The following is a 13686-nucleotide window of genomic DNA, read 5'->3' as shown; positions in this document are numbered from 1 at the left end:
TACCTTGGATTTCTCATCTAAACTCTTAGAAAACGCGGTCTACGAAATCTCTCAATTGCCCAGTATAGGCAAGCGCACCGCCTTGAGGTTAGCTTTGCATTTGCTCAAACAACCCGAAGAACAATCGTTACAACTCGCAGAAGCTATTGTAGCCTTGCGAACTCACATCCAGTATTGTAAAAACTGCCACAACATCTCCGATGTAGACCTCTGCGAGATTTGCGCCAACCCTATGCGCGATACAGGGGTCGTTTGTGTAGTAGAGGACTTTCGCGATGTAATGGCAATAGAAAACACAGGTCAATTCAAAGGACAATATCACGTCTTAGGAGGCAAAATATCTCCTATCGATGGTATCGCTCCCTCCAATCTACAGATTGCCTCCTTAGTAGAAAAAGTAAAGGCTGGTAAAGTAACCGAACTTATTCTCGCCCTAAGCAACACTATGGAAGGCGACACTACCAACTTCTACATCTACAAACAAGTAGAACCCTATCACATCACTATCTCCACCATTGCACGTGGCATAGCCGTAGGTGGCGAACTCGAATACACTGATGAGGTAACTTTAGGCAGAAGTATAGCCCAGCGTATTCCCTTTGAAAAAGCTATTAAAGCCGTTTAAAATATGATACAAGTAGCTAATACCATTATTTCAGAAGATATAGTAGAATATGATTTTGTTTGTAATCTCAACGCTTGCAAGGGTATTTGTTGTGTAGAAGGTGATGCAGGTGCTCCCGTTGAGGAAAGCGAGCTGAAAGTGATGCAACGCATTTACCCCGAAGTAGCTCCTTACCTTACTGAAGCGGGTCGTTCAGCTATTGAGGAACAAGGCGTATACATCAAAGGAGAAGATGGCGAATGGGAAACTCCTCTCATCAATGGAGGAGAGTGTGCTTATGTAGTACGTAATGAGAAAGGTTGGGCTCTTTGTGCTATTGAGCAGGCTTATAACGATAAAAAGATAGATTGGAAGAAACCTATATCTTGTCACCTATACCCTATACGGTTGCAAGAATATAGTTCGTTCACAGCCGTCAATTACCATCGTTGGAGTCCTATATGTGATGACGCTTGTATTTTGGGTAAGAAGCTACAAGTGCCTATCTACAAATTCGTAAAGGACGGGCTTATCAGGAAGTTTGGTGAAGAATGGTATAAAGAATTAGAGCTTATCGCTCAGCACTTGAAAAAGTAACATACAAATTACATAATAAAAGAGACAGTACTTTTTTCAATATTGTACTGTCTCTTTTTTTATATAGATATTATGGGAATCTCTACTTCATTGTCTCTAACTTCCCTTGTGATTTTAACAGCTGTATTTCTGCCAATTTATAGTCTAATAAGGCTGTGGTATAATTGTTCTTAGCATCCGATAAGGAACGTTCTGCTTCCAATAAATCAGTGAGGGAAGCCAACCCTTGCTGATAGTTGTTTTGAGTGTTGAGCAATACTTCTTCAGCAAGCTTTACATTCTCCTTTTGTGAATCAATAGTAAGAAGGTTATTAGTGAGCTGACTGTGGGCATTCTCATAAGCCAAATCCATTGCCAAACGGGTGTCTTTTAGTGTAGCTTCTAACGCTTGACTTTCTATCTGTGCTTGGCGTATCTTAGCACGAGTACCAAAACCTGAGAAAACAGGAATGCTTACCCCCAATGTAATAGCTGAATAGTCAGCGCCGTATACTTTATCTTTTTTACCGTAAACAATAGGCATTTTAGGTCCCATACTTAAGTAACCATAGGTAGCCTGCAACGCCAAAGAAGGATAGAGCGCTGCACGTTGTACTTTGGTATTCAGGTCGAGGAGTTGCTTTTGTTTTTCGAGTACTTGTAGCTCTATACGCGTATTGCTACTGCCTTTCTCAAAAGCCAAATCGTAATTAGCTTCAAAACCTTCTTTGGGTAAGCTAATAGCTTCATTCATAGGCATACCTATCATATATTTAAGCGCATTTTCTGAGAGTTGTAGCCCATTGAGGGCTTGTTGGCGTGCCGATTTGAGATTGTTCACGGCTACCGTAGTACGGTCGAGATCTATTTTCTTTGCTAAGCCCGACTGGTTTAAGCCTTTCACTACATTCGCTGTCTTTTCAGTAAGTGCTAAGTTACTTTCAACATTCTCAAGTATCTGACGGGTTTGATACACTTGATAATAAGCTTGGGCTACCTTCTCAATGATTTCATTCTCGGTGAGCTGCTGGTTGAGCATATAAAACTCGCGAGTAGTGCGCGCTGCTTTTAAGCCCATAAACACACTTTGGTTAAAGAGCACTTGGGTAAGTTTAGCTTCAGCATTAGCCGACCATTTTTGTCCCATTTCCATCTTTATGGGCTCATCACCCACAGGCATACCAGGTATAGCAAAAGTAGAAGGGTCTAAATAAGTAGCTTGCAACTTAGGGTTGTACACCATACCGCCCGAAGCCGAAATATTAGGCAGTGCGTTAGCACGTACTTCTTGTATTTTGTATTCGCTTTTGGTTACTTCCAATCGCGCTTTTTCAGCGTCCGCTTTATTCTCTAAAGCATAACGAATAGCATCTTTTAAAGTCAATTCTTTTTGTTGTGCAAAGCTCATAAAACTGAGGCACAACAAAGCACTCGTAATGATTTTTTTCATAATAATTGTATTGCCTATTAATAGGCTTATTTATATTGTCCTTTTAATTCTGTTGTAACTTCTTTTTACTTTATTTATTCAGATACCCTTCTCTCGCTGACCTTACTTTTTCACCTCTGATGATTGGTATTATTGGCATTTTTAGTATTATAATATTAAATTAACCTTCTATCTTTTACCTTTTATCTTTTACCTCCTCAAGCACTCGTTCCAATTCTTTAAGTCCTTTTTCATTGACAAGTATCCTGAAAAAGTATTCTAAAATAGTATAGATAGTTTCCCAGAAGGGAAATTCTCTTTCAGGGAAAGTATGAGTTATAGAACGGAGACGTTGTACACTAGTATAGAAAACCTTATAGAAGTTCACATTGATATCTTTTCTAAAAAGACCTTCTTGCCAACCTTTTTCTAAGAGTTTATCTATAAAAAGTCCATCAGTTTTAGCGAACTCACTTTCCATACGTTCGTATGTTTTAGGATAGTACTTTTGCAATTCCCAAATAGGGCGGTCACTATTGATATTGAAAACTTCTTGAACCTTTTTTTGGTTGCGGTATACATTTTCTATCACTGAACCTTCCCCTTGTACAAAAGTAGTTACATTTGTACAACTCATTTCTAAGGCATAATCTAAACAAGCATCTACTAAATCTTGTTTAGAGGGAAAATACTCGTAAAGCGTCTTTTTAGACATCCCCATTTTGTTAGCCAAATCATCCATAGTAAAGGTTTTAAACCCATACTGCATAAAGTCGTTTAAGGCACGTTTTACAATATCTTCTTTCATACTCTGTTTTCTCTAATTCGGGGGCAAAGGTATAACAAAAAAACTTAATAAACAAAAAAAGTTTCCATTACCACCTCTTATTTTCTACTCATATACACAATTCTCGCCGGCTTTCCCTCTTACCTCTTACTTCTTATCTGTTTAAAGACTCAAGAAAGTAAAGCCTACTCCCACAATAGTTTGTTTGTAATTGTAATCGATAAGGGAATCGCCATAACCGTGAGAGGCTTGCAACAAAATACGCAGGTCGCGACTCAGCGGATATACCCAGTTCAGCTCTACGTGCCCGCGATTATGATTAAAATTTAAATTATTTCTCACTCGCAAATTAAAAACATTTTTACGGAAGGGGTAAGCAATGCTCAATTCACAATGTCCTATATAATTCTCAATATCGGGATTATCATCTTCTCTTGCCTTTTCTGAGAAACGCCACCAGAAACGGCTATTAACCATTAAATCATTCCATTGAAAAATACCTAATAAAATAATTCTGTTCCAACTGCGGGAATGTGCCGCTTCTTTACCATTAGATTGGTGGTTTACGGATAGTCCTGCCATTTTCACTTTAAAATTCCCCACCGAGAAGTTCAGCGGATAAGTAAATATCAATTCTGGTTCGTAATTCAGTTCCCTAAACGGACGTGAAAGCTCACCATTGTACATCTGCCAATACGATTGCTGAGTGAAAGCTACCCACACATCTCCCTTCCCAAAAGCATCTTGCATAATCTTAGCTTTTAAGCTCACTTGAAATTTTACCTCTACGTGCTGGTAGTCGCGCCATTCGGGTATAGGTCGGTCGGGGTTCAAACTTATAGGTTGTTCCGTAGGTTTATCCGTAAAACGGAAAGGCATTACGTACATAGGTAAGTAATCCACAAATTTAAAAGTACCTCTCTGGTCTTCTCGGTCAAGCTCCCATAGCTTAGAAATAGCCCTTTCCAACTGAGCTCTTCTATCGGCTTTTATTTCTGTCTTAGGAAGTTCCTGCAATGTGTCATTCACCCCCTCCTGAGAAAAAATAGGTGTCGCAATAGCCAAGAACATTATAAATAAAGTGTATTTCATCATTTTGTTTTTTGCGGGTGCAAAAGTACAGCAAATAAACTTTATAAACAAAAAAAGTTTCCTATATAGTAATACGAGGAAACTTTTTCTATTCTGATACCTTATGTATATCAATACTTCTTCTTACTCAAACTCCGATGTAAAGTGCAACTTTAAGTTCGGGTACTTTTGTTTTACCATCTCAATAGAGAAAGCCGAATCAGCTAAGAACACTAATTGGTTCTGCTTATCTCGTGCTAAGAACTTCTGTTTTACGCGTAAGAAATCAAGATACTCAGCATCTTTGGGGTTTTCAGGCGTCTCCACCCAACAAGCTTTATAAATAGGGAAGTTTTCATAACTACACTTCGCACCGTACTCGTGTTCCAATCGGTATTGAATAACTTCATACTGTAACGCACCTACCGTTCCAATCACTTTGCGACCGTTGAAGTCTAACTTAAATAGCTGTGCCACCCCTTCGTCCATTAGTTGGTCGATACCTTTTTCTAATTGTTTTGATTTTAGCGGGTCAGCATTGTTGATGTAGCGGAAATGCTCAGGAGAGAAGCTCGGTATCCCCTTAAAGTGCAATACTTCACCTTCGGTAAGCGTGTCGCCTATCTTAAAATTCCCCGTATCGTGCAAGCCTACGATATCACCTGCGTATGATATATCCACCACTTCTTTCTTTTCAGCAAAGAAAGCATTCGGACTCGAAAACTTCAACTTCTTGCCCAAACGCGTGTGCAAATAAGGCTTGTTGCGCTCAAATGTGCCCGAAACAATCTTCACAAACGCCAAGCGGTCGCGATGGTTTGGGTCCATATTGGCGTGAATTTTGAAGACGAAGCCTGTAAAAGTAGGCTCTTCTGGCTTTACCAAACGCTCTTCACTGGCTTTCGGGCGTGGCGAAGGAGCAATTTCCACAAAACAATCCAAGAGTTCTCTTACCCCAAAATTGTTCAATGCCGAGCCAAAAAATACAGGTTGTTGCTCTCCACTAAGGTACGCTTCTCTGTCAAACTTAGGATATACCTCGTACACCAATTCCAAATCACTGCGTAAATTCTCCGCTGATTGCTCAGATATAATTTGTTCTAACTCCGGACTGTTGATGTCAGTAAAAGCAATCGTTTCCTCTATGTTCTTACGGCTGTCGCCCGAAAAGAGGTTGATATTCTTCTCCCAAATGTTGTAGATTCCTTTGAAGTCATAACCAATACCAATAGGGAAGCTCAGTGGAGTAACCTTCAAACCGAGTTTTTGTTCCACTTCGTCCAAAAGATCAAACGCATCCTTCCCTTCGCGGTCTAACTTATTGATGAACACAATCATAGGAATATTGCGCATACGGCATACTTCCACTAATTTTTCGGTTTGTTCTTCCACCCCTTTAGCCACGTCAATCACCACGATTACACTGTCTACCGCGGTGAGCGTGCGGAAAGTATCCTCGGCAAAATCCTTGTGACCAGGCGTGTCTAAGATGTTTATCTTGTGTTCTTTATAGTTGAAAGCTAGCACCGAAGTGGCTACCGAAATCCCGCGTTGGCGTTCAATCTCCATAAAGTCGGACGTCGCGCCTTTCTTTATTTTGTTCGATTTTACCGCACCCGCTTCTTGTATTGCCCCCCCAAAGAGCAATAGTTTTTCAGTCAGGGTCGTCTTTCCCGCATCAGGGTGAGATATAATGCCGAAGGTACGGCGCTTTTGTATTTCTTGTTGTAAGGACATAGAGTTAATTTGTAAATGAAGCTGTTTTAAAAGTTTTATAAAGATATGACTGCAGATTGTCCCCCTTTGGAGGGGGAACGGGGGAGGTTAATATTACTAAGTTATAACAAAACCTCCCCCTAACCCTCTCAAAGAGGGGGAGTTGTAGCGATGCAAAAGTAACTAATTTTCTGTTTATCCTTTTAATTTACTTTTTCTTCAAGGTATAATCAGCAGTGAGTTCAGTGTCGGTAATGTCGTTACCTTCTTGGTCAAGCATCACAAGACTATCGTCTTTCACACGGTAAAAGGACTTACTGTCTTTATAAGTGCTACTGGTGAGAGTCAGCATTTGCTTTTCAGCATTATACTCCACCGTACCTTTATCCTCAAAGCTACCCTTTTCCGAACTCTCTTTAGAGGTATAGCTATCTGCTTTAATAACTAAGGTAATATGGTTACCACCACAATCAGCACAAGGGAGTACCCCTTCGTAAGTACCTACATACGAACGACTACAAGCCGTAAGAAACAGTGCTACTACACTGAATATTAATAATATTCTTTTCATTTTTACAAATATTTTGTTTTAAAATCGGGTGCAAAAGTAGTGAATAAACTCCAAAAATTAATATAAATCAATGAAAAATTCGCTTCACCTTAATTTAAACTCCCTCTTAACCCCAATTTACCTCCCCTATTCCTTCGTCATTCGTTCGTTCTTTGTTCGTTCTTCCTTCGTCTTTTGTTCGTCATTCCCCCATTCATTCTTTATCTACTTGCCTGTCGTGCTACGACTGCCTCTCGTGCTACAATCTCGCACCACCTTACCTTTTATCTTTTACCTTCTATAATGGTATTATTAGCATTTTTGGCATTATGGTATTAAACACGTTTATCCATTTGATAATCAATAATCATAAAAGCTTTTTCACCCCTTATACTACCCTACCAAATGTAAATTAAATATAAATTTTTAAGACTTTATTTTTCTATATTCAGTAAAATATGTATTTTTGCCGTTTGAAGATATAAAATAAGTAAATTATTTAATTAAAAAATGCAAAACAAAGGACTTGTAAAACTATTTGCCATTTTGTTTGGGCTGATATGTATTTATCAACTTTCATTCACCTACGTGGCAGGTAGAGTAGAAGATGAAGCCAAAGCATTCGCTGAGGCAAAAGTGCCTAATACTGAAGCTGACTATATCGCTAAACGCGAAGCTATAGAAGCTAAGTATTTGGACGATAAAATGGGGCAAGATGTCTATAACCTCGGAGTTACAAAGTACACTTATGCCGAAGTGAAAGCTAAAGAATTGAACCGTGGTCTCGACCTTAAAGGCGGTATCAACGTGATTCTCCAAATCTCCGTAAAAGACATCTTAAGAGGTCTTGCTGACAACTCTAAAGATCCTATCTTTAACAAATCATTAGCCGAAGCCGATGAACAGCTCCGCAAAACCGACAAAACCTACTTGGATTTGTTCTTCGAGGCTTATGCTAAAAACGGAGGTAAATTAGCCTCCCCCAATGTGTTCGCTAATAAAACTCTTAGCGACCAAATTAACTTCCAAATGAGTGATAGTGAGGTACGCCCTATCATCAGAAAACGTGTAGACGAGTCTATCGTATCTGCTTTTGAAGTATTGCGCAAACGTATCGATAAATTTGGGGTTTCTCAACCTAATATCCAACGTCTCGGTACTTCAGGTCGTATCTTGGTAGAACTACCTGGTGCTAAAGATATCACTCGCGTACAATCACTCTTGCAAAGTACCGCTCAACTTGAGTTCTGGGAAACTTACAAGAACACCGATGTAATACCTTACTTACAAGCACTGAACGAGCAACTCAAATCTACTGCTCAACCAGTAAACAACGTAAAAGATACCCTTACAGCAGCTACTCAGTCTGGCAGTAGTGCTATTGATTCATTGCTTACTGATGTAAAAAAGGATTCTGTCCCTACACAAGCAGGAGGTAAGAACCCATTATTCGACCTTATCAAAGGTAATTCTTATGAAGGTTCTCCTGTCTTGTTTACAGTAAGCCTTAAAGATACCGCTCAAGTAAATAGCTATATCAATTCAGCTGAAGCTAAACGCTTGATTCCTGCTTCATTGCAATACGTGAGATTTGCTTGGGGTAAACCTGATAAAAGTACATCTCTTATCGAACTTTATGCCCTCAGAGGTAACCGCGATAATACTCCTCCACTTACAGGTAATGTAGTAACCCAAGCCGAACAAACTTACGATGTGCGCAACCAGCCTGCCGTATCTATGCAAATGGATGGTAAAGGTGCCCGCATTTGGGAAGCGCTTACTGGTAAAGCTTTTACTGAGAATACCAATATCGCTATCGTACTCGATAACATCGTATATTCAGCACCTGGTGTAACTACAGGAGCTATCTCTGGTGGCCGCTCTGAAATCACTGGCAACTTTACCCTTAATGAGGCTGTAGACCTTGCCAACGTGCTCCGCGCTGGTAAATTGCCTGCAAGTGCCGACATCGTACAATCTGAAATCGTAGGTCCTTCCTTAGGTCAAGAAGCTATTGATAGCGGTATGAACTCTTTCTTTATCGCTACACTCTTTATCTTTGTTTGGATGATATTCTACTATGGCCGTGCTGGTATCTATGCCGACCTCGCTTTGGTATTCAATATCCTTCTCATTTTTGGAGTATTAGCTAGTATTGAAGCAGTACTTACCCTCCCTGGTATTGCGGGTATTGTGCTTACCATTGGTATGGCGGTCGACTCGAACGTGCTGATATTTGAGCGCTCGAAAGAAGAGCTACGTAAAGGTAAAAATATCAATCAAGCAGTAATTGACGGTTTCAAAAACGCTTTGTCGTCTATTTTGGACTCCAATATCACTACAGCACTTACCGCTCTTATCCTATTGTTCTTTGGTAGCGGCCCTATACAAGGTTTTGCTACTACCTTGCTCATAGGTATTGCAACTACCTTGTTCACCGCTATCTTCATCACTCGCTTGTTTATTGATTACAGTGTTGAGAAGAAGCATATGCTCACTTTCACTACCCCTATTACCAAGAATTGGTTTAAGAATGTAAATATCAACTTTATTGGTAAACGCAAAATAGGATATGCTTTCTCTATTATCCTTGCTACCATAGGTATTATTTCACTCTTTACTCGTGGTCTTGACCAAGGTATCGACTTTGTGGGTGGTAGAACTTACCAAATTCGTTTTGAGCACGAAGTAAACCCTACTCAAGTAGCCGATGCGCTCAAGCCTTACTTAGGAACTGTGGAAGTGAAGACTTTCGGGGCACCTAACCAAGTGAAAATCTCTACCAAATATAAAGTGCAAGAAGAAAGCACTGAGGTAGATAATGAAGTACAAGAACTCTTGTACAAAGGCTTACAAAAGTTCTTGCCCGATGGAACTACTTTCGATAGTTTTGCTAAAGCTACCTCTACTGATAAGATAGGCATTATGCAATCAATGAAAGTAGGCCCTACTATTGCAGAAGACATTAAGAGCAGTGCGTTCTGGTCTGTAATTGGTTCACTTATCGTGATTGGTTTGTACATCTTGTTCCGTTTCCGCAGATGGCAGTTCTCTATGGGTGCGATTGTATCTTCAGCGCACGACGTGCTAATGGTACTCGGTATCTACTCGCTCACTTATAGCATTATGCCTTTCAATATGGAAATTGACCAAGCCTTTATTGCAGCTATCCTTACAGTAGTAGGTTACTCACTAAACGACACGGTGATTATCTATGACCGTATTAGGGAAGTAATGCGTGAGCCTCATTGGTCAAGAGAGAAAATCAATCACGCGCTCAACGCTACTCTTAGCCGTACATTGAACACCTCATTCACTACCTTGGCGGTACTCGTTACTATCTTTATCTTCGGTGGTGAAACCTTGCGTGGCTTTATGTTCGCAATGATTATCGGGGTTTTCATCGGTACTTACTCCTCTGTCTTCGTGGCAGCTCCTCTCATTTACGACACTGTAAAAGACGATGCTGACCACAGCAAAGAAGATGTTAAAAAGTAACATTTAGTTATTGTGTATATAAAAGGGACTGTCCTAAAAAGGATAGTCCCTTTTTCTATGCGGGTAGAAAAAAGTGAAAAACTACTTGCAAATATCAATTATAAACCTTAACTTTGCCTTTCAAAAAACTACGTAATATGAAAACATACGACATTGTTATCATCGGTTCAGGTCCTGGCGGTTATGTAGCCGCCATTCGCGCAGGTCAATTAGGCTTTAAAACTGCCCTTATTGAAAAATATAATACCTTAGGAGGCACTTGCCTTAATGTAGGCTGTATCCCTTCTAAAGCCTTACTTGATTCTTCTCACCACTACGAAAACACCTCCAAACACCTCGAAGCGCACGGTATTGAAATCTCAGGTAAGGTAACCTTTAGCTTAGAGAAAATGATTGCCCGCAAAGCGGCTGTGGTAGAACAAACCTGCGCAGGGGTAAAGTTCCTAATGGAAAAGAATAAAGTAGACGTCTTTACTGGGGTTGGTAGCTTTGTATCTCCTACTCAAATTAAGATTACTCCTAACAAAGGCAAAGCAGAGACCATAGAAGCTAAGCACACCATTATTGCTACGGGCTCTAAACCTGCCTCTCTACCTTTTATTACACTCGACAAAGAACGTGTGATTACTTCTACTGAAGCCCTTCAACTCAAAGAAGTTCCTAAACACCTCATCGTGATTGGTGGCGGGGTGATAGGCTTGGAATTGGGGCAAGTATACAGCCGTCTTGGGGCTGAAGTCTCAGTGGTAGAATATACCGACAGCATTATCCCTACGATGGATAGAGGCTTGGGGCGCGAACTCACTAAAGTACTCAAAAAGCAGGGCTTCACTTTCTATACAGGTCATCAGGTGAAAGAAGTCACTCGTAAGGGCAAAAACGTAACCGTAAAAGCTACTACCCCTAAAGGTGAGGAACTCTCTCTTAAAGGTGATTACTGCTTAGTAGCGGTAGGTCGTCGCCCTTATACCGAAGGTCTTAACCTTGAGGCAGCGGGTGTACAGAAAGACGAGCGAGGTAGGGTAATAGTAAACGACCGCCTGCAAACCAATGTGCCTAACATCTATGCGATTGGTGATGTAGTACGCGGAGCTATGCTCGCTCATAAAGCCGAAGAAGAAGGCGTATTGGTAGTAGAACAACTCGCTGGACAAAAACCACATATCGACTATAATCTTATCCCTGGTGTTGTTTACACCTGGCCTGAAGTAGCTTCAGTAGGCAAAAGTGAAGAGCAACTAAAAGCTGACGGCATAGCCTATAAAGTAGGGCAATTTGCTTTTCGTGCCTTAGGGCGCGCCCGTGCAAGTATGGATACCGATGGCTTTGTAAAGATCTTAGCAGATACTCAAACCGACGAAGTGCTTGGGGTACATATCATTGGGGCGCGTGCTGCCGATATGATAGCCGAAGCCGTTACCGCTATGGAGTTCCGCGCCAGTGCCGAAGACATCGCTCGCATCTGCCACGCTCACCCTACCTTTACCGAAGCAATAAAGGAAGCCGCCCTTGCTACCACCGAAAACCGCGCTATCCATAGTTAACTACCGATGCCTATACAGATAATAAAGATTTAAGTCCCATAGAAGGATATACGTTGCAATTAATGATTAGTGAAATAATTAAGAAAAAGTTTGTTTCTTTCAAAATAAATAGTAACTTTGCCTCAACTAACCTTTAATCATTAAAATATTATGAGTAGATTTTCCGATACCCAAACCGCTTTTGCCCTCAAAAGCCAATCCGAACTCAACTGGGCTTACCGCCTTTTTAAACTTATTGGCAGTAATACCCTTACTCGTGTGGGCACTGCCCTTACCAACTTCTCCTTAAAACTGCGCCTGCCCGTCGAAGGACTCATCAAGCGCACCGTCTTTAAGCAGTTCTGCGGAGGTATCTCCGAACAAGACTGCCTTCCCGTAATCCAAAAGATGCATCAAAAAGGCGTAGGCTCTGTGTTCGACTATTCCGTAGAAGGTAAAGAAGACGAATCCTCTATCGAAGCTACTTTCGAAAAAACAATGGAAACCATCGATTTTGGTAATCTCCATCGCGACGAAGGTATTCCTATTGTGGTATTTAAACCTACGGGATTTGGGCGTTTTGCCATCTTCCAAAAACTCACCGAGAAAAAAGCCCTTACCCCCGAAGAAGAAAAAGAATGGGAGCGCATCAAATCTCGTTTCGACGCAGCCTGCAAGCGCGCCTATGAGTATAAAATTCCTATTTTGGTAGACGCCGAAGAAAGCTGGATGCAAACCGCCGCCGATGACCTCGTAGAAGAGATGATGCAAAAGTATAACAAAGAAGAACCCATCGTGTACAACACCTTGCAAATGTACCGCCACGACCGCCTGCCTTACTTGAAAGCTCTTTATGAACGTGCCGTAGATAAAGGCTTCTACATAGGCGTAAAAATCGTGCGAGGTGCCTATATGGAAAAAGAAAACGAACGCGCTGCCCAGCAAGGCTATCCCACCCCCATTTGCCCCAATAAGCAAGCAACCGACGATAATTACAACGCAGTATTGCGCTACATTATTGACCATATCGACCGTATTGCGCTCTTTGCAGGCACTCACAACGAAGAAAGTGCCGCTTTGGTAATGGATTTGATGCAAGAAAAAGGCTTACAACCTAACGACAAACGCGTCTGGATAGCACAGCTCTATGGTATGAGCGACCATATCAGCTTCAATGCCTCTAAAGAAGGCTATAACGTAGCCAAGTATTTGCCTTTTGGTCCCGTGCGCGAAGTGATGCCTTATCTTATCCGCAGGGCTGAAGAAAACACCTCAGTCGCCGGACAAACAGGGCGTGAACTCACCCTCTTAAAAGCTGAAAAACAACGCCGAAAAGAAACTACCGCTTAATGAAAATATGTTTTATTGTTTTTAACAACTCTCGTTTTTTGCGCTTCTCGCAAAAACGAGAGTTTTTTTATTCCCAATCACTACCCTCTTACCTTCGCCTTTGCGTCGCTACAGTTCCCCCTTTGGAGGGGGTTAGGGGGAGGTTATCTTCGTTCTTCCTTCGTCTTTTCTTCGTTCTTCCTTCGTCTTTTGTTCGTTCTTCCTTCGTTCTTTCTTCGTCATTCCTTCGCCTTTGCGTCGCTACACTCCCCCTTTGAAGGGGGTCAGGGGGATGTTTTTAGTATCTTACCTTCGCTTTATATTCATTATTTGTTCGTTCTTCCTTCGTTCTTCCTTCGTTCTTCCTTCGTCTTTTGTTCGTTCTTCCTTCGTCTTTTGTTCGTCATTCCTTCGTCTTTTGTTCGTCTTTTGTTCGTCTTTTGTTCGTCTTTTGTTCGTCTTTTGTTCATCTTTTGTTCATCTTTTGTTCGTCTTTTCTTCGTCTTTTCTTCGTCTTTTCCTCGTCTTTTCTTCGTCTTTGCGTCGCTACACTCCCCCTTTGAAGGGGGGCAGGGGGGATGTTTTGTCCTGTCCTAAAAAAGG

Annotated in this window: 11 protein-coding genes; 5 read left to right on the top strand and 6 right to left on the bottom strand. The window is 41.2% G+C overall.

Translation table 11 applies throughout. The features are described from left to right. The first annotated feature begins 4 nt into the window (after positions 1–4). Both recR and RCZ04_RS06130 read left to right on the top strand, forming a co-directional pair. The gene (gene recR / locus RCZ04_RS06135; RefSeq protein ID WP_460485101.1) at positions 5–625 is read left to right on the top strand and encodes a recombination mediator RecR; all 621 of its coding nucleotides are present in this window, start codon (positions 5–7) and stop codon (positions 623–625) included. A 3-nt stretch (positions 626–628) separates the two neighbouring features. Further along, entirely contained in the window at positions 629–1201 is a 573-nt protein-coding gene (locus RCZ04_RS06130) for a DUF3109 family protein (protein ID WP_460485100.1), read from the top strand. A gap of 82 nt (positions 1202–1283) precedes the next feature. Here the strand turns inward: RCZ04_RS06130 and RCZ04_RS06125 are convergent, their stop codons facing one another. From RCZ04_RS06125 to RCZ04_RS06105, 5 genes are all read right to left on the bottom strand, one after another. Then, a complete protein-coding gene (locus RCZ04_RS06125) occupies positions 1284–2630 on the bottom strand; it encodes a TolC family protein (RefSeq protein WP_460485098.1) in 1347 nt (448 codons plus the stop codon). A gap of 175 nt (positions 2631–2805) precedes the next feature. Further along, a complete protein-coding gene (locus RCZ04_RS06120; protein WP_002675677.1) occupies positions 2806–3417 on the bottom strand; it encodes a TetR/AcrR family transcriptional regulator in 612 nt (203 codons plus the stop codon). A gap of 141 nt (positions 3418–3558) precedes the next feature. Then, positions 3559–4491, bottom strand: a complete 933-nt coding sequence (locus tag RCZ04_RS06115) for a phospholipase A (RefSeq protein WP_460485097.1) — start codon at positions 4489–4491, stop codon at positions 3559–3561. Between the two features lie 120 nt (positions 4492–4611). Next, entirely contained in the window at positions 4612–6204 is a 1593-nt protein-coding gene (locus tag RCZ04_RS06110) for a peptide chain release factor 3 (protein ID WP_460485096.1), read from the bottom strand. A 187-nt stretch (positions 6205–6391) separates the two neighbouring features. Further along, positions 6392–6754: a copper resistance protein NlpE gene (locus RCZ04_RS06105; protein ID WP_460485095.1), complete on the bottom strand. Its 363-nt coding sequence runs from the start codon at positions 6752–6754 to the stop codon at positions 6392–6394. A gap of 489 nt (positions 6755–7243) precedes the next feature. Between RCZ04_RS06105 and secDF the strand changes: the two genes are divergently transcribed. The 3 genes from secDF (at position 7244) to RCZ04_RS06090 (ending at position 13104) form a co-directional block, all read left to right on the top strand. Beyond that, on the top strand, positions 7244–10231 hold the full coding sequence (gene secDF, locus RCZ04_RS06100) for a protein translocase subunit SecD/SecF (RefSeq protein WP_460485094.1): 2988 nt from the start codon (positions 7244–7246) through the stop codon (positions 10229–10231). A gap of 137 nt (positions 10232–10368) precedes the next feature. Next, the gene (lpdA, locus tag RCZ04_RS06095) at positions 10369–11775 is read left to right on the top strand and encodes a dihydrolipoyl dehydrogenase (RefSeq protein ID WP_460485093.1); all 1407 of its coding nucleotides are present in this window, start codon (positions 10369–10371) and stop codon (positions 11773–11775) included. A gap of 150 nt (positions 11776–11925) precedes the next feature. After that, positions 11926–13104, top strand: coding sequence for a proline dehydrogenase family protein (locus RCZ04_RS06090; RefSeq protein WP_460485091.1), 1179 nt, complete (start codon positions 11926–11928; stop codon positions 13102–13104). Positions 13105–13409: 305 nt separating this feature from the next. Here the strand turns inward: RCZ04_RS06090 and RCZ04_RS06085 are convergent, their stop codons facing one another. Continuing rightward, positions 13410–13553, bottom strand: coding sequence for a hypothetical protein (locus RCZ04_RS06085; RefSeq protein WP_460485090.1), 144 nt, complete (start codon positions 13551–13553; stop codon positions 13410–13412). Positions 13554–13686: the final 133 nt, after the last annotated feature.

This window comes from Capnocytophaga sp. HP1101 (genome assembly GCF_054772415.1).
The sequence above is the reverse complement of the archived record's forward strand: the minus strand, read 5'-3'. Positions and strand labels throughout refer to the sequence as shown.